We start from the raw sequence: 23,710 nt of genomic DNA, 5'->3' as shown, positions 1-23,710 counted from the left end.
GCCGGATCTCGGTGCTTACACAGCCGATGCTGCCCTCCCGGGTCGCGGAAGGGCTCGAACAGCGGCTGCGGCGGCTTGAGTATGCCCGATCAGGCGCTTTACGTCACCGGTACAGGATTGCCATGATCATCCGGGGTGCTCGAAGCCTCCTCGGGGGAGACCGGAGGAGCGGGACATTCGGGGACGAGCTCCTCGATCACCGTGAACGTCGCGCGGAGCTGGCGGACGAGGAGACCGGCCAGCACGCTCCGGCCGGGGCGGCCCTCGGCGCCCGGGGAGCCGATCCAGTCGAGGGTGGCGCCCTCCACCCCGGAGAGCCAGCCGACGAGGGCGAGCCGGGCCAGCGGCGGGACGTCGCGGCGCCCGTACGCACCCTCGGCGATGGCGGCCAGGAGCTCCTCGCGCACGGCGTCGCGTATCGCGAGCACCTCGGCGTCGGAACCGACCCCGCCGGTGACGATGGTGCGGTAGGCGGCGTGGTGGTGCTCGGCGTAGTGCAGGTAGCCGTCGACGGTGCGGCGCAGCCGCTCGGCGCCGGGGAGTTCGGGCTGCCCGGTGGCGCGGGCGACGAGCTGGGCGACCGAGTCCTCGACGATGGCGAGGTAGTAGCCGCGTTTGCTCTTGAAGTAGTAGTAGACGAGCCCCTTGGCCACACCCGCGTGTTGGGCGATGTCGTCCATGGAGAGGGCGTCGTACGGGGTGTCGGCGAACAACTTGCGTCCGACCGCGATGAGTTCGGCTCTGCGGAGCTGCGATCTCCCGGTCGCGCCGCGCTGTTGACTATTATTCAAATCCGGCCCTAGCCTCGAAGCCTCGAACTGTCTGCCACAGGATTTCCCGCAGTGTACGGGAGGGACCGCCATGGGCAAGGACGGCAGGAAGCCCGCCGAAGGCCGGGTCGACTGGAGGAAATCGGCGGCCGTGGCGCTGCCGGCGGTGGCCGCCCTCGGGGCGCTGGCCGTGGTGATGGCCCAGGGCGCGCTCGCCGCGTCCTTCGCCGTCTCGGGGACCGCTTTCCAGGTCTCCTCGTCGAAACTGAGCAGCAGGGGGCTGGCCTCGTACGTGCACACGGACCGCTCCGCCGACGGCACGGGGCATCCGGTGGCGCTCCTGGGGATCGGTGAGGCCACCCTCGCCGACATCTGCCAGTCCGCGAAGGTCGACACCCCCCTGGGCGCGGTGGTGTTCAAGCTGACCGCGGGCGGCCCGGCGGGGGAGGTGACCGCCAGGAACCTCGTCATCGACGGCGAGGACCTCGTCGGGGACGCCACCTTCGGCACCGCGCAGATCGGCCGGGACGCCTCCACCCTGGACCAGGTGGACGGAGTGCGGGGCGAGCCGGGGAAGTTCGGGCTCCAGGCCGGGAACATCGAGGTCGCGGGGGTGAGGTCGCACGCCTGGTCGGCCACGGGGGGCGACTTCCGCCTCAAGGGCCTGCGGCTCGGGGTGAGCCTCGACGGGGCCCCGTGCTTCCCCTAGGCGCGCACCGGGCGCGGCTGCGGGCCTGGCGGCGCAGGCGCCCGTTCTGGGGCGGGCTGCTGCTGGTGCTGGCCGGGGCCGAGCTGCTGCTGGTCCCGCTCTCCCCGCTGCCGGTGCTGGTCAGCCTGGGCCTGGGCGGGATCGCGGCCCTGGGGATCGGAGCCGCGCTGGTCGTCGCGGGGCTGTTCCTGTGGTGCCTGCCGCAGGCCCGTGCCTACGTCTCGGTCCACGCCCTGCTGCTCTCGGTGCTGTCCTTCGTGGTGACCAACCTGGGCGGCTTCTTCGTCGGCGCCCTGCTGGGGATCGCGGGCGGGGCGCTGGCCTTCGGCTGGACCCCGCGACCGGACGGGGAAGAGGAGGGCCCCTCCCGCACGGCGCCGGAGGCGTCGGGCCCGCCGCGCGTCCTGGCCGCCGCGCTGCCCGTGGCGCTGCTGGCGGCGCTGACCGCCGGGGCCCCGCCGGCGCGGGCGGCCGGGGCGGCGGGTCAGGGGCCTCCGGTGGCGGCCCGGACTCCCCCGACGGTGACCACCTCGCTGTTCGCACCGCGGGGCTTCGCGCTGGCCGAGGTCGGCGAGGTCGCGACCGCGGACGGGCCGCGCCGGGTCCTCGTGCTGAAGATGGCGGCGGCCTCGCTGCGCGACTACCGGCTGCGCACCCGCGACGGCGGGCAGGAGTACGGGCTGGCGGCCCGGTCGCTGGAGCTGCGCGGGGACGTCACCCTGTACCTGACGCGGTTCAGCGGGTGCATCGAGGGGCTGGTGTGCGTGACGTTCAGCCCGGACGGGCTGCCGGCTCCCCCGGTCATCCCGCCGTTCGTGTTCATGACCCGGGTGAGCGCCGAACAGGCGCTGGTCACCTCGGACGTGATCGTCACCGAGGGGCTGCGGCTGGAGGCCTCCTGACCCCGCCGGCGGACGGGTGCTACAGCCAGCCGAGCTGGGTCACGAACATGGCCACGACGACCACCAGCGTCCAGCCGAGCACGTGCTCCAGCCAGGCGGAGTCCTTGGGGCCACCGGTGCCGACGAGGCGTCGGGTACGGGCGGCGAGGGCGGCGGTGTGTGCGGTCATGCCGTCCAATGTGCCAGCGTTCGCGGCATTCGCGGTATATGGCAAGGGTCACACCGCACGCCTCCGGCGCGCGCCGCACCGCGGGACGGGGGTACGCCACCGGGCCCCGGCCGCCTCCGCGATGCGGAAGACGGCCGGGGCCCGGGCGGCGGGCGGGACGCTCGTCCCGATCAGGTGGTCGTGCGCGGGCGTCCGCCCATGGACACCATGGCCAGGCCCAGGCACAGGGCGACGGCGCCGGTGATGACGTTGCTGACGATGCTGCGGGTGGTGTCCATCGCGCCGGCCATGACCCAGGGCGCCACGATGGTCCAGGCACCGATGGCGACCGCGGTCCAGGCCATCGCGTGGGTGCGTTCGTACGCCGATCCGAGGCCGCCCATGCACAGGCAGAAGGCGACGCCGGCGATGAGGTTGTTGATGGCCAGCGGGCTCAGGGCGCTGAACCCGGCGATCCACGCCGAAGCCGCCAGGTACAGGCCCGTGATCAGGGCCAGCGCCTCGACGGCCTGGGCGGCGGGGGTGGCCGTCACCCGCTCGAACCGAGTCCGCATTTCGGCAAGGTCCGGGTGGTGTTCGATGCTCGAATGGGTGGTCATTTTGGGCTGCCTCCTGTGAGAACCCTTATATGCCCTTTATGCCCAGAATCACACGGTTAAGCCATCCGGGGTGGCGGATCTTCCACGGATTTCTCCGGCCCGCCCCTCCCCCTCACACCACCCCGACCTGCCGCAGCGCGGCGATCTGGGCCGGCGTCGGCCGGGCCGGGGCGTAGAGGTAGCAGACGCCGCCGCTGCCCGAGAGCGTCCTGCCCTCGGCGTCGTGCCGCTTGGTGCGCAGCCAGACGTTCTCGAACTCGCGGCGCTGGTAGACGCGGCGCACGGAGGTGTTGTCCGGAGAGTTGGGGTCGTTGGCGACGACGTCCCCGGCGGCGGTGAAGCCGATCACGGTCATCAGGTGGCCGGCGGTGCCGTATCCCGCACCGGTCAGCTCCTCGCGGCGGAAGGACTGGGAGGTGATGGCCGGGATGCCGGCGGCCACGAGGGTCTCCAGGTCGGTGAGGGAGCCGAGCCGGGTGACCACGCCGGCGAGGTCGCGGTAGGTGGCGGCGTAGGCGGCGTTGAAGGACCAGTTGCCGCAGCCCTTGTAGGCGGCGTCGTAGGTGGAGCGGGCCGCGTGGCAGACCTGCGGGTCGGCGTACTCCGGATCCACCCAGGCGAGGGAGGCGGCACTGGGCCTGCGGCCCCAGTACTCGATGATCATCTGGGAGGAGGTGGGGCTGCACCAGGCCTCACCGCCGTTGTCGTACTGCGGGTACTGACCGGTGTGCACCTCCTGGGAGTAGCGCGGGACCTTCAGCTCGTGGGCCCGGCCCGAGGGGGCGGCGGGGGGGACGGTGAACCGGTCGGGGACGGCGGAGGCCATCGCCCCGGCCAGCCAGACCGTGGGCCCGCCGGAGGTACCGGGCCTGCGGTGGAGGGTCAGCCGCAGCTGCCAGTGCGTGACGCGTACGCCGGCCGCCGCGGCGGGGGCGTCGACGGCCAGGGTGTCGGTCCACACGGTGGTGCGGCCGTCGCCCTGGCCGTTCACGGAGGTGCGGCGGATGTCCCCGTCACCGGCCGCCCAGCGGCCCATCACGTACCAGGGGCCGGCCGTGCCGTCGGGGTAGGTGGCGCGGAGCTCGGTCTGGATCCAGCTGCCGGCCGGGGTGCGGGCGTTCCAGGAGGCGATGGCCTCGGTGGCGGGGACGGTGGAGCGGTGCACGGGGGAGGTCCAGGTGGCGTACTCCCAGGTGGACTTCCGGCCGGTGTGCGGGTCGGTGTAGTCGGTGCGGCCGGCCGGCGTCCCGATCTCCAGGCCGGGGCGGGTGCCGTTGACGGCGGCGGTGCCGTGGTGGGTGCCGGCCCGCCAGTGGGCGTGGGTGTACCAGAAGCGGTTGTCCACGGTGCCGTTCGCCGCGGGGGCGCGGCCGGGGGAAGGGGTGGCGGCGGAGGCGCGGCCGCCGGTGGGCAGGGCGGTGGCCGTGGCGGCGGCGAGGGCGGCGGCGAGCAGGGCGCGGCGGGGTGTGGGTGCGGTCATCGGCGTGGCCCCCTGAGGTCGGTACGGCGGGTCGTCCCGCCCACCCTTCCAGTTCCCGCGGGCGCAGCGGTGAAGCCCGTGCCCGTGTCGGGGCCGCGGCTGCCACTGCGGGGGCCCGGTGGCGGGCCCGGGGGTCCGCGGCCGGGGTCCGGGGTCGAGGGGGCGGCGGGCGGGGCGGGGCATAGGCTGGCCCGGTGGAACGACCGTCTTCGCTGGAGCCGCTCGCGCGGGAGCTCGCCGCGCTGCCGCCGTCCCTCGGGTCCGTCCGGGTCATCGGGATCGACGGGCACGCCGGCAGCGGCAAGAGCACCTTCGCCGACCGGCTCGCCGAGGCCCTCGGCGGGGCTCCCGTGCTGCACCTCGACGACGTGGCCACCCACACGGAGCTGTTCGACTGGTGGGCGCGGCTGCGGGCCCAGGTCCTGGAGCCCCTGGCCGCCGGGCGGCCCGCGCGCTGGGCCCCGTACGACTGGACCGGGCGCCGCTTCGGCCCCGAGCGGGCGCTGGCGCCGGCGCCGGTGCTGATCGTCGAGGGCGTCGGCGCCGGCCGGCGGGCTCTGCGCCCGCACCTGGCGCGGCTGCTGTGGATGGAGACCCCCCGTGAGACCTCCTGGGGTCGGGGGCGGGCCCGGGACGGGCGCGAACTCTCCGAATTCTGGGACGGATGGGAGCGCGCAGAGCTCGCGCACTTCTCGGACGACCCTTCGCGCCCCTTCGCGGACGCCTTGGTACACCAGAGTGGTACGGGATACGAGTGGACTTCCGGGGTTTCTGCGACCCGCCGAACGCCCTCCGCGCTCACCGACGGTGACGGACTCCCCCGGGCCTGAGCCCCTCCGCTCGACGGATGCCGGAGGGCTTGCCCGACCCGCTTGACCCGGGCCCGGACGCGGCCTTACGTTCTGAATGCGCGGTCTGCGAAGGCCGCCGCAGACGCGGAGCCCCCGGTTGTTCCCCCGTGATCGGGGGCTTCGTTCTGCCCCGAGCCGGTCCCGGCCGGGCGCGGGGCGCGCCGGTCCGCCCCCCTCCGCTCACCCTGCGTTACGGTACGCGTCCGGGGCGCACCCTCGACCCGTGCCCACCGCACCCTGGGTAAGGTGCGTCACCGCAGGTACGATGCAGCCCTGATTTCATCGGCCGGGTGACAACTCGCGCGCTCGGCGCGTGGGTTGCCGCGTGCCACGGGCAGGCTTGTGGGGGACGTGATGGACTTCGGCATGCCGGGCAGCGCACACGCCCCGGCCGAACTCGCCTGGCTGCGCGGGGTCGACGCCTGCACCATGGGCGCCTACCCGCAGGCCGAGGAGGAGTTCCGCACCGCCGTCAGCCTGGATCCCACGATGGCCGACGCCTGGCTGGGGCTGCACGCGCTGCGGGTGGACACCACCAACGCCTTATTGCGCATGTACGCCCACCGGGACCGCTTCGGCGAGCAGCGCACCCGGCACCGGCGGACCCTGAACTCCTGGTACTGGCTGGGCTGGTGGGTCCAGCCGGTGCTGGAGAGCCGGCGGGACCTGCTGCTCGCCCACGCCTCGCACTGGCTGGACGGCCGCCACGTCCCCGAGCTGGACCAGGCCCTGGCCGCGCTGCCGCCGGTGGACACCGATCCGCAGGTGCGGTTCCTGCACGCCTGCCGGGCCTACCTGGTCAAGGACTGGGAGCAGCTCGTACGGCACACCGAGCCGCTGGTGCACGATCCGCTGCTGGGCATCGAGGCGGGGCTCTTCGGGGGGATGGCCCGGGTCCGGCTGGAGATGTACGGGCAGGCGGAGCCGATGCTGTCGGCGGCGCTGATGCGCTGCCGCAGCGAGCAGCCCCAGCGCAAGGAGCTGCGGTACTGGCTGGCGCGGGCCCGCGAGGGCACCGGGCGCAGCGCTGCGGCGCTGCCGCTGTACCGGGCCGTGCACCGGGTGGACCCGGCGTTCATGGACACGGCGGCACGGCTGACGGCCATCGAGGACAGCGACGATTTCGACGGGATGGCGGACGCCGCCGGGTACGCCGGATACGGCGGCCACCTGTCCGAGGGCTTCGCCGGCCACGGGCTCTCCCCGGCCGGCGGGGACTACACGGCGGTGGCGCTGGGCGGCGGGGCGGGGCCGGTGCAGGACGTGGCCCCGGACGGGCAGGTGGACGCCGACCCGCCGACGCCCGGTGAGCCGCCGGACCCGCGCTTCGGACCGCCGGCCGGGACGGGCCGGCTGGAGGGCGTACGGCACAGGGTGACCCTCCCCGCGCAGGGCTCCCCCGTCGGGCTGCCCGCCGGGCCGGCCGACCCGCAGGCCCTGGCGCAGGCACTCGCGGAGCTGGAGCGGATGGTGGGCCTGGAGCCGGTGAAGCGGCAGGTGAAGGCCCTCTCGGCGCAGCTGCACATGGCCCGGCTGCGGGCGGCGCAGGGGCTGCCGGTGCAGCCGCCGAAGCGGCACTTCGTCTTCTCGGGGCCCTCGGGGACGGGCAAGACCACGGTGGCCCGGATCCTGGGGCGGGTGTTCTACGCGCTGGGCCTGCTGGGCGGTGACCACCTGGTGGAGGCGCAGCGTGCCGACCTGGTCGGAGAGTTCCTCGGGCAGACCGCGGTCAAGGCGAACGAGCTGATCGACTCGGCGATCGGCGGGGTGCTCTTCGTCGACGAGGCGTACAGCCTGTCCAATTCCGGCTACAGCAAGGGCGACGCGTACGGGGACGAGGCCCTCCAGGTGCTCCTCAAACGCGCCGAGGACAACCGGGACCACCTGGTGGTGATCCTGGCGGGCTACCCGGCGGGGATGGACCGGCTGCTGGCGGCCAACCCGGGGCTGTCGTCGCGGTTCACCACCCGGGTGGACTTCCCCAGCTACCGGCCGGCGGAACTGACCGCGATCGGCGGGGTGCTGGCCGACGCGAACGGGGACCGCTGGGACGAGGAGGCCCTGGAGGAGCTGCGCAGCATCAGCGGGCACGTGGTGGAGCAGGGCTGGATCGACGAGCTCGGCAACGGGCGCTTCCTGCGCACCCTGTACGAGAAGAGCTGCGCCTACCGGGACCTGCGGCTGGCGGGCTTCGCCGGCGACCCCTCGCGCGATGACCTGGCGACGCTGCGGCTGGCGGACCTGATGCAGGCGTACGGGGAGGTGCTGTCGGGCCGGGGGCCGCAGGAGCGGCCGGAGCCGCCGGCGCTGTAGCCCGGCCGGGGGTCAGGGGGCCGGCGGGGCCGCGCGGACGACTGCCTGGTCGCCCCGGGGGCCGAACAGGTGCAGCACCTCCGCCACTCCGCCGTCGGCGGGACCGAACCAGTGGGGGCGGGCGGTGTCGAACTCGGCCACCTCGCCGGGGCGGAGGAGCAGCTCCTCGTCCCCGAGGATCAGCCGGACCTCCCCGGCGAGGACGTAGAACCACTCGTAGCCCTCGTGGGTGACCTGCCTGGGCTCGCGCGGGGTCAGGACCTGTTTGAACACCTGGATCCGGCCCGGGTAGCGGGTCAGCGGGACGATGACGGTGCCGTGTTTGCGCAGGGGTTCCAGGTGCACCCGGGGATCGCCGGTGGGCGGGGCGCCGACGAGGTCGTCCAGGGCGACGCGGTGCGCTCGGGCGAGGGGGAGGAGGAGTTCGAGGGTGGGGCGGCGTCTGCCGGATTCGAGGCGGGAGAGGGTGCTCACCGAGATTCCGGTCGTGGCGGCGAGGGCCTCCAGGGTGAGGCCTCGGGTCCGGCGGAGCCTGCGGAGCCTTGGGCCGATGGCGTCGAGTACCTGTTCCGTTTCCGGGTCCACGGGGTCATTCTGCCGGGTGCCGGGGGGGGGCGGGCCGCTGCGCGGGGCTGTCCCCTACCCGCCCTTCCACCGTTCCCAGGGGCTCCGCCCCTGACCCCGGTACCGGACGCTGCGCGCCCGGTCGCCTCGAACGCCGGCGGGGCCGTGGACAGCCCCGTCGGCGTTCGAGGCGCTGGGGTCCGGGGGCGGAGCCCCCTGCGCCGGAGCTCAGGCCGTCAGGGCGGGGCGGTCCCGGCGGCGGGCCGGGACGCGGTGGGCGGGGTCCCGGACCTCGCCGACCAGCATCTCCAGGACGTCCTCCAGGGCCACCAGGCCCAGGACGCGACCCGCCGGGTCGGCCACCTGCGCCAGGTGGGTGGCGTCGCGCCGCATGACGCTGAGGGCGTCGTCCAGCGGCAGCGTCGAGCACAGGGTGGTCATCCGGCGCCAGACCCGCTGCGGTACGGCCCGCTCGCGGTCCTCCAGGTCCAGGACGTCCTTGACGTGGAGGTAGCCCATGAAGGCGCCGCTGTCGGAGCGGACCGGGAAGCGCGAGTAGCCGGTGCGCACCGTCAGCTGCTCGATCTGGCGGGGGGTGACGGCCGGGCCGACGGTGACGAGCCGGCCCGGGGAGAGCAGGACGTCGGTGACCGGGCGGCTGCCCAGCTCCAGGGCGTCCTCCAGGCGTTCCTGCTCGACCGGTTCGAGGAGCCCGGCCTGCCGGGAGTCCTCGACGAGCCGGCCGAGCTGGGCGCTGGTGTAGACGGCCTCCACCTCGTCCTTGGGCTCCACCTTGAAGAGCCGCAGGACGAGGGCGGCGCAGGCGCCCAGGGCGGTGGTGACCGGGCCGCAGACGCGGGCGAAGGCCACCAGGCCGGGGCTGAACCACAGGGCGGTCTTCTCGGGGGCGGCCATGGCGAGGTTCTTGGGGACCATCTCGCCGATGACCAGGTGGAGGAAGACCACCGCCGCCAGCGCGAAGGCGTAGCCCAGGGGGTGGACCAGGCCCTCGGGCACATGGACCGCCGCGAAGACGGGTTCCAGCAGCCGGGCCACGGTCGGCTCGGCGACCGCGCCGAGGGTCAGGGAGCACAGGGTGATCCCGAACTGGGCGGCTGCCATCATGCGCGGCAGGTTCTCCAGGCCGTACAGCACCTGGCGGGCCCGCTTGGAGCCGGCCGCCAGGGGCTCGATCTGGCTGCGGCGGACGGAGACGAGCGCGAACTCGGCGCCGACGAAGAAGCCGTTGGCCAGGACCAGGAGCAGGGCGAAGAGGAGCTGGAGGGCGTTCATCGGGCGGCACCTTCCAGCTGCTGCTCGCTGCGCTGCCGCCCGGCGGTGCGGGCGGGCTGGGGCAGCGCCTCGGCGGCGGACTGGGGCACGGTCGTCAGGCGGACCAGCCGGACCCGTTCGGCGCGGTTGCGCCGGACCTGGCGGACCGACAGCTTCCAGCCGGGCAGCTCGACCCGGTCGCCGGGGGCGGGGATGCGGCCCAGGAGGTCGGCGACGAGGCCGGCGACGGTCTCGTACGGGCCTTCGGGCACCTCCAGGCCTATGCGGCGCAGGGTGTGCACGCGGCAGCTGCCGTCGGCCTCCCAGGAGGGGCGGCCGTCCTCGGCGGGCATCGCCGCCAGTTCGGGGCTGTCGTCCTCGGCGAGGTCGTGCTCGTCGCGGACCTCGCCGACGAGTTCCTCCACGATGTCCTCCAGGGTGACCACGCCGGCGGTGCCGCCGTACTCGTCGACGACCACGGCCATCGGCTGTTCGCTGCGCAGCCGCTCCAGCAGCGGCTGGACCGGCAGGGAGCCGGGCACCAGCAGCGGGGCGACGCAGATCCGTCCGACGGTCGTGCGGGCGCGCTCGGACTCGCGCACGGCGAGGGCGTCCTTGAGGTGGACGACCCCGGTGATCTCGTCGATGCGCTCGCGGTAGACCGGGAAGCGGGACAGGCCCGTGGCGCGGGTCAGGTTCAGGACGTCGGCCGCGGTGGCCGAGTCCTGGAGGGCGCTGACCTTCACCCGGGGGGTCATGACGTGCTGGGCGGTGAGCTCGCCCAGGGACAGGGTCCGTACGAAGAGGTCGGCGGTGTCCTGTTCGAGGGCGCCGGCCTGGGCCGAATGGCGGACCAGGGAGACCAGTTCGCCCGGGGTGCGGGCGGAAGCCATCTCCTCGGCCGGTTCGACGCCGAGCGCCCGCACGAGGCGGTTCGCGACGGCGTTGAGGCCGGCGATGACGGGCCGCAGGGCCCGGGAGAAGGCCTGTTGCGGCCCGGCCACGAAACGGGCGACCTGGAGCGGCTTGGAGACCGCCCAGTTCTTCGGGACGAGCTCGCCGACGACCATCTGGACGGCGGAGGCGAGCAGCATGCCGATGAGGACGGCCGCGCCGGGGACGGCCCCGTCGGGCAGGCCGGTCGCGGCGAGCGGCTTCGACAGCAGCGCGGCGAGGGCCGGTTCGGCGAGCATGCCGACGACGAGGGAGGTGATGGTGATGCCGAGCTGGGTGCCGGAGAGCTGGAAGGACAGCTCCCGCAGGGCTTCGACCACCGTGCGGGCACGGCGGTCTCCGTCGGCTGCGGCCCGTTCGGCCTCGGGCTTCTCGACGGTGACGAGGCCGAACTCGGCCGCCACGAAGAAACCGTTGGCGAGGATCAGGGCGAAGGCCGCTACGAGAAGGAGTAGCGGGATGGTCATGCCGCCGCCTCCACGGGGAGGGCGGCGCGGGTACTACCGGACGATCCGTCCATTGCTGGAGGGAGTCACTCCTCTGGTCGCAGGTGCCCACGGGCCACGGGGTCCCGGGGCGGGTGGGTGGGCGCAGTGGTGCGCCGCCCCACCAGGGTAGTCATTGAGATCGTCGCCGCAATAAGGACGCAGCGGCCGGGTGCGGCGGTCAGCGGTCGGCGCCGCCGGTCCCGCGGGCCTCGGCGAGCGCGCGCAGGGCGCGGGCGTCACCGATGGCGCGGGCCTTGGCGATACCGGGCTGGATGCCCAGGGCGGGCAGGCTGGTGCCGTCGCTGAGGTCGAGGAACACCCAGGGGTCGCCGGGGCGGAGGTTGACGCGCAGGATCTGCGCCCACTCCAGGCGGCGGGTGGTGGTGAGGTTGATCACGGTGACTCCGGCCTCGTCCGCGACCACCTTGGGGCGGCTGAGCAGGACGAGTACGGAGGCCATGAGGACGGCGGTGACGACGAAGCTGACCCGCTCGCCGGGGCTGAGGTTCTCCAGCAGCAGCGCGATCGCCGTGATGGTGGCGAACATGACCGCGCCGACGCCCAGCAGCACCGCCCGGGTACGGTTCGGCCGGAAGGTGACCGGCAGTGCGGGCGGTGCGGGCTGGGCGGCGGACTCGCTCATGGTGCGGTGATGCCTTCTGGGACGGGCCGGCCGGTCAGAGGCGGCAGGCGTGGATCGAGGTGGTGAGGATCGCGCGCGCGCCGAGCTCGTACAGGTCGTCCATGATCCGCTGGGCGTCCTTGGCGGGGACCATGGCGCGGACCGCGACCCAGCCCTCGTTGTGCAGCGGGGAGACCGTCGGCGACTCCAGGCCCGGGGTGAGGGCGACCGCGCGCTCCAGGTGCTCGGCGCGGCAGTCGTAGTCCATCATCACGTAGCTGCGGGCCACCAGGACGCCCTGGAGGCGGCGCAGGAACTGGGCGACCTTGGGGTCGTCGCCGTCGGCGCCGGTGCGGCGGATGACGGTCGCCTCGGACTTGAGGATCGGCTCGCCGATGACCTCCAGGCCGGCGTTGCGCAGGCTGGTGCCGGTCTCGACGACGTCGGCGATGATCTGCGCGACGCCGAGTTCGATGGCGGTCTCGACGGCGCCGTCCAGGTGGACGACGGAGGCGTCGACGCCGAGGTCGGCGAGGTGCTTGGCGACGATGCCCTCGTAGGAGGTGGCGATCGTCATCCCGCCGAAGTCCTCGGGGCCCTTCGCGGTGCCGGGCTTGGTGGCGTAGCGGAAGGTCGAGCGGCCGAAGTTCAGCGGCAGGATCTCCTCGGCGTTGGCCCCGGAGTCCAGCAGCAGGTCGCGGCCGGTGATGCCGATGTCGAGCTTGCCCGACGCGACGTAGATCGCGATGTCCTTCGGGCGGAGGTAGAAGAACTCGACCTCGTTGTCGGGGTCGACGGTGACGAGTTCCTTGGACTCCTTGCGCTGGCGGTAGCCGGCCTCATGGAGCATCTCCGACGCCGGTCCGGAGAGCGAACCCTTGTTGGGGACGGCGATGCGCAGCATGGGGCTTCCTTCTGTGCTGGGTGCGTAAGGGGGGTGTGGGCGGGGGCCCGCGGCGGGGAGGTCCGGCCTAGAGGTGGGAGTAGACGTCGTCGAGGGAGATCCCGCGCGCCACCATCATCACCTGGACGTGGTAGAGCAGCTGGGAGATCTCCTCGGCGGCGGCTTCCTTGCCCTCGTACTCGGCGGCCATCCAGACCTCGGCGGCCTCCTCGACGATCTTCTTGCCGATGGCATGGACGCCCTTGCCGACGAGCTCGGCGGTGCGGGAGGTGCTGGGGTCGCCGTCGGCGGCCTTGAGCTGGAGCTCGCTGAAGAGCTCTTCGAAGGTCTTGTTCGCCATGATGCCCTTAGGGTACGGGTTCACCCGGGGCCCCCGGTGCCAGGGTTCACTCCGTGGACTACCGCCAGGGTTCGCTGACGGTCCGCAGGGTCATGGCGGTGGAGACGGCGGCGGTGACCGCCTCGTGTCCCTTGTCCTCGTTCGACCCCTCCAGGCCGGCGCGGTCCAGCGCCTGCTCGTCGTTGTCGCAGGTCAGGACGCCGAAGCCGACAGGGACCCCGGTGTCGATCGACACCTGTACGAGGCCTTGGGTGACGCCCTGGCAGACGTAGTCGAAGTGCGGGGTGCCGCCGCGGATGACCACGCCGAGGGCGACGATGGCGTCGTAGCCGCGCCCGGCGAGCACCTTGGCCACGACCGGGAGCTCGAAGCTGCCCGGGACGCGCAGCAGGGTGGGCTCGTCGATGCCCAGCTCGTGCAGGGCCCGCAGGGCGCCGTCGACCAGGCCGTCCATGACCTTCTCGTGCCACTGGGCCGCGATCACGGCCACCCGGAGGTCGCCGCAGTTCTTCACGCTCAGTACGGGTGCGCCCTTGCCGCTCACAGCTCTGCTCCTCGGGGGGTGGTTCCGGTGGGTACCGGGTTGACGGGTGTGGTGGGTGGTGGGTGATGCGTGTGGTGCGGGGTCACTGGTTGCCGCAGGCGGAGGTGGGCACGGCCCCCTCCAGCCAGGGCAGGTCGTGGCCCATGCGGTCCCGCTTGGTGCGCAGGTACCGCAGGTTGTGCTCGCCCGCCTGGACGGGCATGGGCTCGCGGCCGGCGACGGAGATGCCGTGGTCCTCCAGGGCGGCGGCCTTGTCGGGGTTGTTGGTCATCAGCCGGACGGTGCGCACCCCCAGGTCGGCGAGGATCTGGGCGCCGGCGCCGTAGTCGCGGGCGTCGGCGGGCAGGCCGAGTTCCAGGTTGGCGTCCAGGGTGTCGCGGCCGCGTTCCTGGAGCTCGTAGGCGCGCATCTTGGACAGCAGTCCGATGCCGCGGCCCTCGTGCCCGCGCAGGTAGACGATGACCCCGCGGCCCTCGGCCTGGACCCGGGCCATGGCGGCCTGGAGCTGGGGGCCGCAGTCGCAGCGCTGGGACTGGAAGATGTCGCCGGTCAGGCACTCGGAGTGCATCCGGGCCAGGACGTCGCGGCCGTCGCCGATGTCGCCGTGGACGAGGGCGACGTGCTCGACGCCGTCGACGGTGGAGCGGTAGCCGTACGCGGTGAACTCGCCGGCGGCGGTCGGCAGGCTGACCTCGGCCTCGCGGCGGACGGTGGGCTCGGCGGAGCGGCGGTAGGCGATCAGGTCCTCGATGGAGATGATCGTCAGGCCGTGCTTGCGGGCGAAGGGGATCAGCTCCGGCAGCCGCAGCATGACCCCGTCCTCGCCGGCGATCTCCACGATGGCGCCGGCCGGGCGCAGGCCCGCGAGGCGGGCGAGGTCGACGGCGGCCTCGGTGTGGCCGTTGCGGACCAGGACGCCGCCGGGCTTGGCGCGCAGCGGGAAGACGTGGCCGGGGCGGACGAAGTCGCCGGGCTCGGAGGTGCCGTTCGCGAGCAGGCGCAGGGTGGTGGCGCGGTCGGCGGCGGAGATGCCGGTGGTGACGCCGTGGGCGGCGCTCGCGTCGACGGAGACGGTGAAGGCGGTCTTCATCGACTCGGTGTTGTTCCGGACCATCTGCGGGAGTTCCAGGCGGTCCAGCTCGGGACCCTCCATGGGCGCGCAGATCAGGCCCCGGCACTCGCTCATCATGAACGCGATGATCTCGGGGGTCGCCTTCTCGGCGGCGATCACGAGGTCGCCCTCGTTCTCGCGGTCCTCGTCGTCGACGACGACCACGGGGCGGCCGGCGGCGATGTCGCGGATGGCCTGCTCGACGGGGTCGAGGCGGAAGGACTCCTCGGAGTCGGCCGGGTCGGGCACGGGCTTGAGGACGGGGGTCATGCCGTTGCTCCTTCGAGGGCCGGGGCGGGGTTGGTGCGGGAGCGCTGGTACCAGTCGTAGGCGCCCCAGAGCACGAGGGCTCCGTAGATCACGTAGACGAACGCGGAGAAGGCGTATCCGCTGGTGAAGGCGAGGGGGACGCCGACCGCGTCGACGAGCAGCCAGGCGAACCAGAACTCGACGAGGCCCTTGGCCTGGGCGTACATGGCGACGATGGTGCCGACGAAGATATAGGCGTCCGGCAGCGGGTTCCAGGACATCCACGGGTAGAGGGTGAACAGCCCGGTGACGGCGAGGGTGCCCGCCACTGCGGCGCCGAGCAGCAGGCCGCGCTCGCGCCAGCCGGCGAAGCGGACGGCGAGGGAGGCGTCCTGGGCCTGCCGCTTGCCCCGGGTCCACTGGGCCCAGCCCCACAGGGCGACCAGCATGACGACGACCTGCTTGCCGGCGTTGCCGGAGAGGTGGCCGGCGGCGAAGGCGACGAAGAGGATGGCGCCGGAGAGGAACTGGGTGGGCCAGGTCCAGATGGAGCGCTTCCAGCCGAGGGCGAGGGCGATCAGGCCCATGGTGTTGCCGATGGCGTCGGACCAGATGATCTTCTGGCCGAAGGCGGTGAAGGCCTCGGAGTTGAGCCAGGTCAGGGCGCTCACTTCTGCCCCTCCCCGGCGTGCAGCGGGTTCACCCCGGCGGCGAGCAGGCGCTCGACGTACTTGGCGAGGACGTCGACCTCCAGGTTGACCGGGTCGCCGGGCTGCTTGATGCCCAGGGTGGTCAGCGCCAGGGTGGTGGGGATGAGGCTGATGGTGAAGTGGTCGGCCGCGGCCTCGACGACGGTGAGGCTGACGCCGTCGACGGTGATGGAGCCCTTCTCCACGACGTAGCGGGCGAGCTGGGCCGGGAGCGCGATCTTGACGAGCTCCCAGTGCTCGGAGGGGGTGCGGGAGAGGATCGTGCCGGTGCCGTCGACATGGCCCTGGACCAGGTGTCCGCCGAGGCGGCCGCCGAGGGCCATGGGGCGCTCCAGGTTGACCCGGGAGCCCGCGCCCAGGGCGCCGAGGCTGGAGCGGTCGAGGGTCTCCTGCATGACGTCGGCGGTGAACTCGCCGTCGGCGGTCTCCACGACGGTCAGGCAGACGCCGTTGACGGCGATCGAGTCGCCGTGCTTGGCGCCCTCGGTCACGACCGGGCCGCGCAGGCGGAAGCGGGAGGCCTCGGCGAGCTGCTCGACGGCGGTGACCTCGCCCAGTTCTTCGACGATTCCGGTGAACACTCAGTGCTCCTTGGGGGCGTTGGCGGGAACGGCGGTGATGCGCAGATCGGTGCCGCTGCGGACGACCTCGGTGATGTCGAGGCGTACGGCGTGGGCGATGTTCGTGATGCCGGCGCCGCCGAGGGCGGCGGGGCCGGCTCCGAGCAGGGCCGGGGCGATGTAGCCGACGACGCGGTCGACGGCGCCGGCCTCCAGGAAGGCTCCGGCGAGGGTGGGTCCGCCTTCGAGGAGGACGGAGCGCACCCCGCGGGCGTACAGCTCGGTGAGCAGGCGGTGGACGGGGACCCGGCCGTCGTGCAGGGGCAGCCGCAGGATGTCGGCGCCGGGCAGGTGGCGGGTGTCGGCGTCCTCGCCGGTGACGATCAGAGTGGGGGCCGCGTCGTCGAGGACGCGGGCCGAGGGGAGCAGGCCGGCCCGGGTGTCGAGGGCGACGCGCAGCGGCTGGACGGCCCCGTCGATCCCCCGTACGGCCAGGTGGGGGTCGTCGGCGCGCAGGGTGCCGCCGCCGACGAGGACGGCGTCGGCCTCGGCGCGCAGCCGGTGGACGTCGGCACGGGACTCGGCGGAGGTGATCCAGCGGCTGCTGCCGTCCTCGGCGGCGCTGCGGCCGTCGAGGGTGGCGGCGTACTTCCAGGTGACGTGGGGGCGGCCCAGACGGACGGAGGTGAGCCAGGCGGCGTTGCCCTGCTCGGCCTCGTCGGCGAGGAGGCCCGCCTCCGCGGGGACCCCGGCGGCGCGCAGGGTGGCTCCGCCGCCACTGGCCTGCGGGTTCGGGTCGGAGACGGCGTAGACGACCCGGGCGATCCCGGCGTCGATGAGCGCCTGCGCGCAGGGGCCCGTGCGGCCGGTGTGGTTGCAGGGTTCGAGGGTGACGTAGGCGGTGGCGCCGCGGGCGGCGTCTCCCGCCGCGCGCAGGGCGTGGACCTCGGCGTGCGGGCCGCCGGCCCGCTGGTGCCAGCCTTCGCCGACGACGGCACCCGAGGGGTCGGTGATGACGCAGCCGACGACGGGGTTGGGGCTGGTGGAGCCGAGTCCGCGGGAGGCCAGCTCGATGGCCCGGCGCATCGCGGTGACGCTCGGGTCGGGTGCTGCCTGCGCGGCGTGTGTCGCCACCGGGTCCTCCTGCCTCATCGGGCACGGACTCCGGGGCCTGTCGGGATACGACAGATGAAGCGGGAAAGCGCACGCGGGGACGCCGAGGGGTCGGAAAACACGGTCCGTCCGACACGTATCCCTGGGATACGGCGGTGGACCGCCGACGGCGGCGTACCGGTGACTGCCCGCCGCGCACTGCCTCCCATCCGGACTTTAACCGTCGGTCCAGGAATTTCACCTGGTCAACCGGCCGCTGGCTGCGGACGGGTCGCGGACTATACCGCCGGTTCGGAATTACACCGACCCCGGAGTGCGCTGCTACTGGTACTAGGGCCAGTGTGCCACGGGGGATCGGCGGCCATGCGGGTGAACCGCTGTGGCCTGGCTCACAAGGGAGCCGTCCTTGAGCGCTCCTCTTGCGCCGGCGGTGCGACGGGCGCACCGGATCCGAGGTTGGTCCAGACCTATTGACGGGTTGGTCTAGTCCTCTTAACGTTCCCTTCATCTTCCCGGGAGCCGGCCTGCCGACGTGCGCACGTCACGGGCCAACCAGCGCCACACCTCTGCCTGTTGCCGCACTTGGCCCTGCCATCCTCCCCTCCCCAGGAGGCACCATGCCGTCCCCCACACGTACGAGAGCGATGCTCCTGGCATCCGGCGCCGCCATCGCCGGACTGCTGGTCGGCGGAGTCTCCGCGGGCGTCTCGCACGCCGCCGACAACGAGGGCTGTCGCCCCGACGGGCTGTACAAGACACCCGGAGTGGACGTCCCCTACTGCTCCGTCTACGACTCGGAGGGCCGCGAGAAGATGGGCGCGGACCACCAGCGCCGCGTCATCGGCTACTTCACCGGCTGGCGCACGGGCAAGGACGGCACCCCCGCCTACCTCGCCAACAACGTCCCGTGGTCCAAGGTCACCCACCTGAACTACGCCTTCGCCCACGTCGGCTCCGACAACAGGATCTCGGTGGGCTCGGACGGCCCGAACAACGCCGCCACCGGGATGACCTGGCCGGGCGTGGCGGGCGCCGAGATGGACCCGGCCCTCCCCTACAAGGGCCACTTCAACCTGCTGAACAAGTTCAAGAAGCAGTATCCGAACGTGAAGACGCTCATCTCGGTGGGCGGCTGGGCCGAGACCGGCGGCTACTTCGGCGACGACGGCAACCGCGTGGCCTCGGGCGGCTTCTACTCGATGGCCACCAACGCCGACGGCTCCGTCAACCAGGCGGGCATCGACACCTTCGCGGACTCCTCGGTGGAGTTCGTCCGCAAGTACGGCTTCAACGGCGTCGACATCGACTACGAGTACCCGACGACGATGAAGGACGCGGGCAACCCGCTGGACTGGCAGCTGTCCAACGCCCGGCGTGCCGGGCTGGTCCAGGGCTACGCGGCCCTGATGAAGTCGCTGCGCGAGAAGCTCGACCGCGCGGGCGCGGCCGACGGCAGGCACTACCTGCTGTCCGTCGCCGCCCCCTCCTCCGGCTACCTGCTGCGGGGCATGGAGACGTTCCAGATGCAGAAGTACCTGGACTACGTCAACATCATGTCCTACGACCTGCACGGCGCCTGGAACGAGTACGTCGGCCCCAACGCCTCCCTCTTCGACGACGGCAAGGACGCCGAACTGGCGGCCGCGGGCGTCTACTCCACCTCCCAGTACGGCGGCGTCGGCTACCTGAACACCGACTGGGCCTACCACTACTTCCGCGGCTCCATGCCGTCGGGCCGGATCAACATCGGCCTGCCGTACTACACCCGCGGCTTCAAGAACGTGCAGGGCGGCACCGACGGCCTGTGGGGGAAGGCGGCGGCCACCGCCTGCCCGGCGGGCTCCGGTCTGACCAAGTGCGGAGACGGTGCGGTCGGCATCGACAACCTCTGGCACGACCTGGACGCCAACGGCGTCGAGTCCCCTGCCGGCTCGAACCCGATGTGGCACGCGAAGAACCTGGAGAAGGGGGTCGTCGGCGACTACGTCACCAGGTACGGCTTCCCCGCGAACACCACGCTGACCGGCACCTACGCCCGCAAGTACGACTCCACGCTGGTGGCGCCGTGGCTGTGGAACGCGCAGAAGAAGGTCTTCCTGTCGACGGAGGACGAGCAGTCCGTCGCCGCCAAGGCCGACTACGTCGTGAACAAGGGCATCGGCGGCACGATGGTCTGGGAGCTGGCGGGCGACTACGCCTACAACGCGGCCAAGGGCCAGTACGAGATGGGCGACACCCTCACCTCCCTGATGTACGACAAGTTCAAGGCGGCCTCCCCGTACGGCGCGAAGAAGGCCGGGAGCCCGCTGCCCGCGCAGGCGGTGGACATCAGGACGGAGTTCACCGACTTCAAGCTGGGCGACTCGAACTACCCGATCACCCCGAAGCTGAAGATCACCAACAACACGAAGACCACGCTGCCCGGCGGCACCGAGTTCCAGTTCGACTACGGAACCTCGGCCCCGGACAACGCCTCCGACCAGTCCGGCTTCGGCACGAAGGTGATCAGCAGCGGGCACACCGGCAGCAACGTCGGCGGTCTGAAGGGGGACTTCCAGCGGGTCTCGCTGAAGCTCCCGGCCTGGCAGTCGCTGGCCCCCGGCGCCACGGTCGACCTGGCCTTCAACTACTACCTGCCGGTGTCCACGCCCTCCAACTGGACCGTGAACGTCGCCGGCACGACATACGCCCTCGCCGGTGACCTGGCACGCGGCACCACGGTGACGGAGCCGGGCGGCAGCCAGCCCCCGACCACCCCGCCGACCACGCCTCCCACCACCCCGCCGACCACGCCCCCGACCACGCCCCCGGGCGGGACCTGCACCAACCCGGCGTACGTGGCGGGCACGGTCTACAACAGCGGGAACGTCGTCTCGCACAAGGGCCACAACTGGAAGGCCCAGTGGTGGACCCAGAACGAGGAGCCCGGCACCACCGGCCAGTGGGGCGTCTGGAAGGACCTGGGCGCCTGCTGACCCCTCCCGGGTGACGTGGACGTGAGGACCCGGTGGCCCGGCGGCCACCGGGTCCTCGCACGTCGGGGGACGTCCGCGCACGGATGTCACGTTCTGGCACCCTCGTCTGTCCTCTGGGGGAAGGCACTCCACTCCCCCACGGAAGGACACCCCGACGATGAGCACGATCCTCGTGACCGGCGGCACCGGACACCTCGGCTCCCCGGTCGTCACCATGCTGCGCGACCACGGCCACCAGGTGCGGGCGCTGAGCCGGTCCTCCGCCGCCCACCCCGTCGACCTGCGCGACGGACGCGGGCTGGACGCGGCGATGGCGGGCGTGCGGGTGGTCGTCCACTGCGCCAGCTCCCCGCGCGGGGGCGACGACGTGGCCGCCGGGCACCTGATCGACGCGGCCCGGCGCGCCGGGACCGTCACCAACCTCGTCTACATCTCGATCGTCGGGGTGGACGCGGTCCCGTTCCGCTACTACCGGACCAAGCTGGCGGTGGAGCGGATGCTGGAGGGGTCCGGGCTGGGGGTCACGATCCTGCGGACCACCCAGTTCCACTCCCTGGTGGCCCGGGTGGCGGGCGCGGCGGCGCGGCTCCCGCTGCCGGTGGTGCCGCTGCCCAAGGGCGTACGGGTGCAGCCGATCGCCGTCGAGGAGGTCGCGGACCGGCTCGCGGAGCTGGCGGTGCCGGAGCCGGCGGGGCGGGTGCCCGACATGGGCGGACCGGAGGTCCGCACCCTGGAGGAGTGGGGACGGGAGTTCCTCGCGGCGGCGGGCAGCCGGCGGCGGGTGGTGGGGGTGCCGATGGCGGGGGCGGCGTACGCGGGGTTCCGGCGGGGCGGGATCCTGACGCCCGACCGGGCGGTCGGCCGCATCACCTTCGGTGAGTTCCTCGCGGCGCGGTAGCCGTCCGGCGGGCGGGCGGCCGCCGCGCGGAGCCCCCGCCCCGCCCTTCCTCCGTCACCGGGGCACGCCCCGGACCCGCTTGCGGCGCGGGGTCCGGGACGGTCAGCCGAAGAGGGAGGCCTGGGCGGCTTCGCGGGCCGCGAGGCGGGCGCCCTCCAGGACCGCCGGGTCACCCAGCGCGGTGGCGCGGACCTCGGTCGGGACCGGACTCAACGCGGCCAGCCGGCGGGCCACCCGGGCCGCCAGGGGAGCGCCGCCCGCCCGCCCCAGGCCCCCGCCGAGGACCACGCAGCCGGGGTCCAGCACGGCGGCGACGGCCGCCGCCCCGAGGGCGAGCCGCTCGGCGACGGCCTCCAGGAAGGCCTCCCCGCCGGCCCCGGCGAGCGCCTCTTCCACTGGTCCGCCGAAGCCGTGCTCCACGGCCAGCGCGGCCACCGCGCCCCGCCCGGCCAGGGCGTGGAAGCCCCCGCCGCAGTCGGTGGCCGAGGGAAGTCCGGCCGTACCCGGCACCGGCAGGAAGCCGATCTCCCCCGCACCGCCCGAGGCACCCCGTCTCAGCCGTCCGTCGAGCACCACCGCCGCCCCGACCCCGGCGCCGAGCCACAGCAGGACGAAGGAGTCCACGTCCCGCGCGGCGCCGACCCGCTGTTCGGCCAGGGCCGCCAGGTTGGTCTCGTTCTCCACCAGCACCGTGGCGGGCAGCCGCCGCTGGAGGGCCGCCACCAGGTCCCGGTGCCAGGCGGGCAGGCCCGAGCCGTCCCGCAGCTCCCCGGAGGCGGGGGCGACCAGTCCCGGCGCACCGACGACCACCGTGTGCAGCGCCTCCGCACCGGCCTGCCGGGCCAGGGCCTCCAGCCGGTCCACGGCCTCGTCCACGGCATCGACCGGCAGCTCCGCCCGGGCCAGCGGGTGGCCGAGCAGATCGGTGACCACAGCCGTCGCACTGTCGGTGCGGACGTCCAGCGCGGCCAGGTGGGCCCGACGCGCGACGATCCCGTAGAGCCGGGCGTTGGGGCCGCGCCGCTGCTCGCCGGACTCCCCCACGACCTCGACCAGCCCGGCCGCGCCGAGCCGTTCCAGCAGGTCGGCGACGGAGGGGCGGGAGAGCCCGGTCAGCCGCTTGAGCTGGGTCGCCGTCAGCGCCCCTTCGGCCTGGAGGAGTTCGAGCGCGAGCCGGTCGTTCATGGCCCGGGCCGTGCTCGGCGAGGCCGGCGACGGGGCCGGGGCGGCGGACGGCGCCGGGGCGGCCGACGGGGCTGAAGCGGCGGGAGAGGGCGCCTTCACAGGGGTCACGGACCCATCCTAGGGAAAAGCCCTTAATTATCAGGCAGGCTCCCTGATAGTTTCCTTCCATGACGACCGTGAAGGCCGGGGAACCCGGCACCGGCCCCGCGCGGCTGCGCCGCGCCCGCTTCGCGACAGCCGCCGTCTTCTGCGTCCACGGCGCCGTGACCGGCTCCTTCGCCACCCGCATCCCCTGGATCCAGGAGCACGCCCGGATCGACGCGGGCACCCTCGGCCTCGCGCTCGCCTTCCCCGCCCTCGGCGCGGCCGTCGCCATGCCGCTGGCCGGACGGGTCAACCACCGCTTCGGTGCCCGCGCCGCACTGCGCGGGCTGCTGTCGCTGTGGACCCTGTCCCTCGTCCTGCCGGGCCTGGCCCCGAACCCGGTGACCCTCTGCTGCGCCCTCTTCGCCTACGGGGCCGCCGCCGGCATGTCGGACGTGGCCATGAACGCGCTCGGGGTGGAGACCGAGAACCGGCTCGGCCGCTCGATCATGTCCTCGCTGCACGGGATGTGGAGCGTGGGCGCCCTGCTCGGCTCGGCCGCCGGGACGGTCGCCGCCCACACCGGGACGGACGCCCGGCTGCACCACCTCGTCGCCGCCCTGGCCCTGACCGCGGCCGGGCTGGTCGCCGTACGCGGGGTGCTGGACCTGCGCAGCGAACCCGGCGAGGCGGCTCCGCCGCGCTTCGCCCGGCCCCCGAAGGCGGCCGTGCTGATCGGGGCCGTCGGGTTCTGCGCGGTGTTCGCGGAGGGCGCGAGCCTGGACTGGTCGGCGGTGTTCCTGCGGGACGTCCTGGGCACCGGGGCCGGTGCGGCCGCCGCCTCCACCACCGCGTTCGCGCTGACCATGGCCGCGGCCCGGCTGGCCGGGGACCGGGTCGTGGACCGCTACGGGGCGGTGCGCACGGTCCGGGCGGGCGGCGTACTGGCCACCGCGGGCGGGCTGGTGGTGGTGACGGTGCGCCAGCCGGCGGCGGTGATGGCCGGGTTCGGGATGATCGGGCTGGGCGTCGCGGTGGTGGTTCCGCTGGCCTTCGCGGCGGCGGCGCGCAGCGGGCCGGCCCCGGCGCAGGCCATCGCCGGGGTGGCGACGATCACGTACACCTCGGGTCTGATCGCCCCGTCGGCGATCGGCGCGGTGGCGGACGCGACCTCGCTCGTGGTGTCGTTCGGCCTGGTCACGCTGCTGGCGTGCGCGCTGGTCGCGGGGGCGGCGGTGCTGCGGCCGGGGGCCGCGCCGGTCGGCGGAGCAGAGGCCGCCAATCGGGAGGAACCCGCTGCTATCCGACCGTAAAATATGGCTGGCCGCCCTGCGGTCATGATCT

At 73.5% G+C, this 23,710-nt stretch carries 23 protein-coding genes and 1 riboswitch; of the genes, 7 read left to right on the top strand and 16 right to left on the bottom strand.

Translation table 11 applies throughout. The features are described from left to right. Positions 1–98: 98 nt before the first annotated feature. On the bottom strand, positions 99–791 hold the full coding sequence (locus WDV06_RS06290; RefSeq protein ID WP_395508635.1) for a TetR/AcrR family transcriptional regulator: 693 nt from the start codon (positions 789–791) through the stop codon (positions 99–101). Between the two features lie 70 nt (positions 792–861). On the opposite strand from WDV06_RS06290, the gene WDV06_RS06285 reads away from it, so the two are divergent. Together WDV06_RS06285 and WDV06_RS06280 are read left to right on the top strand one after the other, a co-directional pair. Continuing rightward, positions 862–1,479 (top strand): DUF6230 family protein, encoded by a 618-nt coding sequence (locus WDV06_RS06285; RefSeq protein WP_395508634.1) that lies wholly within the window; start codon positions 862–864, stop codon positions 1,477–1,479. Continuing rightward, entirely contained in the window at positions 1,467–2,381 is a 915-nt protein-coding gene (locus tag WDV06_RS06280) for a DUF6114 domain-containing protein (RefSeq protein ID WP_395508633.1), read from the top strand. The genes WDV06_RS06285 and WDV06_RS06280 overlap by 13 nt, the downstream gene beginning before the upstream one ends. Positions 2,382–2,400: 19 nt before the next feature. Here WDV06_RS06280 and WDV06_RS06275 read toward each other — a convergent pair whose 3' ends face one another. The 3 genes from WDV06_RS06275 to WDV06_RS06265 all read right to left on the bottom strand — a co-directional run bounded on the left by WDV06_RS06275 (position 2,401) and on the right by WDV06_RS06265 (position 4,629). Beyond that, positions 2,401–2,550, bottom strand: coding sequence for an SCO1431 family membrane protein (locus tag WDV06_RS06275; RefSeq protein WP_395508632.1), 150 nt, complete (start codon positions 2,548–2,550; stop codon positions 2,401–2,403). Between the two features lie 170 nt (positions 2,551–2,720). Next, a complete protein-coding gene (locus WDV06_RS06270) occupies positions 2,721–3,149 on the bottom strand; it encodes an SPW repeat protein (RefSeq protein WP_395508631.1) in 429 nt (142 codons plus the stop codon). A 112-nt stretch (positions 3,150–3,261) separates the two neighbouring features. Then, positions 3,262–4,629, bottom strand: a complete 1,368-nt coding sequence (locus WDV06_RS06265; protein ID WP_395508630.1) for a peptidase C39 family protein — start codon at positions 4,627–4,629, stop codon at positions 3,262–3,264. 194 nt (positions 4,630–4,823) lie between these two features. Between WDV06_RS06265 and WDV06_RS06260 the strand changes: the two genes are divergently transcribed. Then, positions 4,824–5,459 (top strand): uridine kinase family protein, encoded by a 636-nt coding sequence (locus WDV06_RS06260; RefSeq protein ID WP_395508629.1) that lies wholly within the window; start codon positions 4,824–4,826, stop codon positions 5,457–5,459. A 375-nt stretch (positions 5,460–5,834) separates the two neighbouring features. Then, positions 5,835–7,793: an AAA family ATPase gene (locus tag WDV06_RS06255; RefSeq protein ID WP_395508628.1), complete on the top strand. Its 1,959-nt coding sequence runs from the start codon at positions 5,835–5,837 to the stop codon at positions 7,791–7,793. A 12-nt stretch (positions 7,794–7,805) separates the two neighbouring features. On the opposite strand, the gene WDV06_RS06250 is transcribed toward WDV06_RS06255, so the two are convergent. From WDV06_RS06250 to ribD, 11 genes are all read right to left on the bottom strand, one after another. Then, complete coding sequence (locus tag WDV06_RS06250) at positions 7,806–8,378, bottom strand: helix-turn-helix domain-containing protein (RefSeq protein ID WP_395508627.1); 573 nt, start codon at positions 8,376–8,378, stop codon at positions 7,806–7,808. Positions 8,379–8,585: 207 nt separating this feature from the next. After that, positions 8,586–9,650, bottom strand: coding sequence for a hemolysin family protein (locus WDV06_RS06245; protein WP_395508626.1), 1,065 nt, complete (start codon positions 9,648–9,650; stop codon positions 8,586–8,588). Then, complete coding sequence (locus WDV06_RS06240; RefSeq protein ID WP_395508625.1) at positions 9,647–11,050, bottom strand: hemolysin family protein; 1,404 nt, start codon at positions 11,048–11,050, stop codon at positions 9,647–9,649. Before WDV06_RS06240 ends, WDV06_RS06245 begins: the two co-directional genes overlap by 4 nt. Positions 11,051–11,249: 199 nt before the next feature. Beyond that, positions 11,250–11,714: a PH domain-containing protein gene (locus WDV06_RS06235; protein ID WP_395508624.1), complete on the bottom strand. Its 465-nt coding sequence runs from the start codon at positions 11,712–11,714 to the stop codon at positions 11,250–11,252. A gap of 34 nt (positions 11,715–11,748) precedes the next feature. After that, entirely contained in the window at positions 11,749–12,597 is an 849-nt protein-coding gene (hisG, locus tag WDV06_RS06230) for an ATP phosphoribosyltransferase (RefSeq protein ID WP_395508623.1), read from the bottom strand. A 67-nt stretch (positions 12,598–12,664) separates the two neighbouring features. Then, complete coding sequence (locus WDV06_RS06225; protein ID WP_344159636.1) at positions 12,665–12,937, bottom strand: phosphoribosyl-ATP diphosphatase; 273 nt, start codon at positions 12,935–12,937, stop codon at positions 12,665–12,667. A gap of 58 nt (positions 12,938–12,995) precedes the next feature. Then, a complete protein-coding gene (ribH, locus tag WDV06_RS06220) occupies positions 12,996–13,481 on the bottom strand; it encodes a 6,7-dimethyl-8-ribityllumazine synthase (protein ID WP_042817356.1) in 486 nt (161 codons plus the stop codon). 82 nt (positions 13,482–13,563) lie between these two features. Next, positions 13,564–14,862, bottom strand: coding sequence for a bifunctional 3,4-dihydroxy-2-butanone-4-phosphate synthase/GTP cyclohydrolase II (locus WDV06_RS06215; protein ID WP_395508622.1), 1,299 nt, complete (start codon positions 14,860–14,862; stop codon positions 13,564–13,566). After that, entirely contained in the window at positions 14,859–15,512 is a 654-nt protein-coding gene (locus WDV06_RS06210) for a nicotinamide mononucleotide transporter family protein (RefSeq protein WP_395508621.1), read from the bottom strand. The genes WDV06_RS06215 and WDV06_RS06210 overlap by 4 nt, the downstream gene beginning before the upstream one ends. Next, positions 15,509–16,132: a riboflavin synthase gene (locus tag WDV06_RS06205; RefSeq protein ID WP_395508620.1), complete on the bottom strand. Its 624-nt coding sequence runs from the start codon at positions 16,130–16,132 to the stop codon at positions 15,509–15,511. The genes WDV06_RS06210 and WDV06_RS06205 overlap by 4 nt, the downstream gene beginning before the upstream one ends. Next, the gene (ribD, locus tag WDV06_RS06200; RefSeq protein ID WP_395508619.1) at positions 16,133–17,263 is read right to left on the bottom strand and encodes a bifunctional diaminohydroxyphosphoribosylaminopyrimidine deaminase/5-amino-6-(5-phosphoribosylamino)uracil reductase RibD; all 1,131 of its coding nucleotides are present in this window, start codon (positions 17,261–17,263) and stop codon (positions 16,133–16,135) included. A 152-nt stretch (positions 17,264–17,415) separates the two neighbouring features. Beyond that, positions 17,416–17,545: riboswitch (FMN riboswitch) on the bottom strand. A 296-nt stretch (positions 17,546–17,841) separates the two neighbouring features. Between ribD and WDV06_RS06195 the strand changes: the two genes are divergently transcribed. Both WDV06_RS06195 and WDV06_RS06190 read left to right on the top strand, forming a co-directional pair. Further along, on the top strand, positions 17,842–20,199 hold the full coding sequence (locus WDV06_RS06195) for a chitinase C-terminal domain-containing protein (RefSeq protein WP_395508618.1): 2,358 nt from the start codon (positions 17,842–17,844) through the stop codon (positions 20,197–20,199). 157 nt (positions 20,200–20,356) lie between these two features. After that, positions 20,357–21,097 (top strand): SDR family oxidoreductase, encoded by a 741-nt coding sequence (locus WDV06_RS06190; RefSeq protein WP_395508617.1) that lies wholly within the window; start codon positions 20,357–20,359, stop codon positions 21,095–21,097. A 102-nt stretch (positions 21,098–21,199) separates the two neighbouring features. On the opposite strand, the gene WDV06_RS06185 is transcribed toward WDV06_RS06190, so the two are convergent. Then, positions 21,200–22,282, bottom strand: a complete 1,083-nt coding sequence (locus WDV06_RS06185) for an ROK family transcriptional regulator (protein WP_395508657.1) — start codon at positions 22,280–22,282, stop codon at positions 21,200–21,202. A 167-nt stretch (positions 22,283–22,449) separates the two neighbouring features. On the opposite strand from WDV06_RS06185, the gene WDV06_RS06180 reads away from it, so the two are divergent. Then, positions 22,450–23,679: an MFS transporter gene (locus WDV06_RS06180; protein WP_395508616.1), complete on the top strand. Its 1,230-nt coding sequence runs from the start codon at positions 22,450–22,452 to the stop codon at positions 23,677–23,679. Positions 23,680–23,710 lie beyond the last annotated feature (31 nt).

Source organism: Streptomyces racemochromogenes (assembly GCF_044129415.1).
Lineage (GTDB): Bacteria > Actinomycetota > Actinomycetes > Streptomycetales > Streptomycetaceae > Streptomyces > Streptomyces racemochromogenes_A.
This window is presented reverse-complemented; position numbering and strand designations above follow the sequence as displayed.

What these genes read in the sequence shown, in the direction of transcription:
- WDV06_RS06245 (WP_395508626.1), bottom strand. Translation starts at nt 9,650, where the DNA reads ATGAACGCCCTCCAGCTCCTCTTCGCCCTGCTCCTGGTCCTGGCCAAC.
- WDV06_RS06255 (WP_395508628.1), top strand. Translation starts at nt 5,835, where the DNA reads ATGGACTTCGGCATGCCGGGCAGCGCACACGCCCCGGCCGAACTCGCC.
- ribD (WP_395508619.1), bottom strand. Translation starts at nt 17,263, where the DNA reads ATGAGGCAGGAGGACCCGGTGGCGACACACGCCGCGCAGGCAGCACCC.
- WDV06_RS06285 (WP_395508634.1), top strand. Translation starts at nt 862, where the DNA reads ATGGGCAAGGACGGCAGGAAGCCCGCCGAAGGCCGGGTCGACTGGAGG.
- WDV06_RS06190 (WP_395508617.1), top strand. Translation starts at nt 20,357, where the DNA reads ATGAGCACGATCCTCGTGACCGGCGGCACCGGACACCTCGGCTCCCCG.
- WDV06_RS06235 (WP_395508624.1), bottom strand. Translation starts at nt 11,714, where the DNA reads ATGAGCGAGTCCGCCGCCCAGCCCGCACCGCCCGCACTGCCGGTCACC.
- WDV06_RS06185 (WP_395508657.1), bottom strand. Translation starts at nt 22,282, where the DNA reads ATGAACGACCGGCTCGCGCTCGAACTCCTCCAGGCCGAAGGGGCGCTG.
- hisG (WP_395508623.1), bottom strand. Translation starts at nt 12,597, where the DNA reads ATGCTGCGCATCGCCGTCCCCAACAAGGGTTCGCTCTCCGGACCGGCG.
- WDV06_RS06215 (WP_395508622.1), bottom strand. Translation starts at nt 14,862, where the DNA reads ATGACCCCCGTCCTCAAGCCCGTGCCCGACCCGGCCGACTCCGAGGAG.
- WDV06_RS06225 (WP_344159636.1), bottom strand. Translation starts at nt 12,937, where the DNA reads ATGGCGAACAAGACCTTCGAAGAGCTCTTCAGCGAGCTCCAGCTCAAG.
- WDV06_RS06195 (WP_395508618.1), top strand. Translation starts at nt 17,842, where the DNA reads ATGCCGTCCCCCACACGTACGAGAGCGATGCTCCTGGCATCCGGCGCC.
- WDV06_RS06180 (WP_395508616.1), top strand. Translation starts at nt 22,450, where the DNA reads ATGACGACCGTGAAGGCCGGGGAACCCGGCACCGGCCCCGCGCGGCTG.
- WDV06_RS06240 (WP_395508625.1), bottom strand. Translation starts at nt 11,050, where the DNA reads ATGACCATCCCGCTACTCCTTCTCGTAGCGGCCTTCGCCCTGATCCTC.
- WDV06_RS06265 (WP_395508630.1), bottom strand. Translation starts at nt 4,629, where the DNA reads ATGACCGCACCCACACCCCGCCGCGCCCTGCTCGCCGCCGCCCTCGCC.
- WDV06_RS06270 (WP_395508631.1), bottom strand. Translation starts at nt 3,149, where the DNA reads ATGACCACCCATTCGAGCATCGAACACCACCCGGACCTTGCCGAAATG.
- WDV06_RS06275 (WP_395508632.1), bottom strand. Translation starts at nt 2,550, where the DNA reads ATGACCGCACACACCGCCGCCCTCGCCGCCCGTACCCGACGCCTCGTC.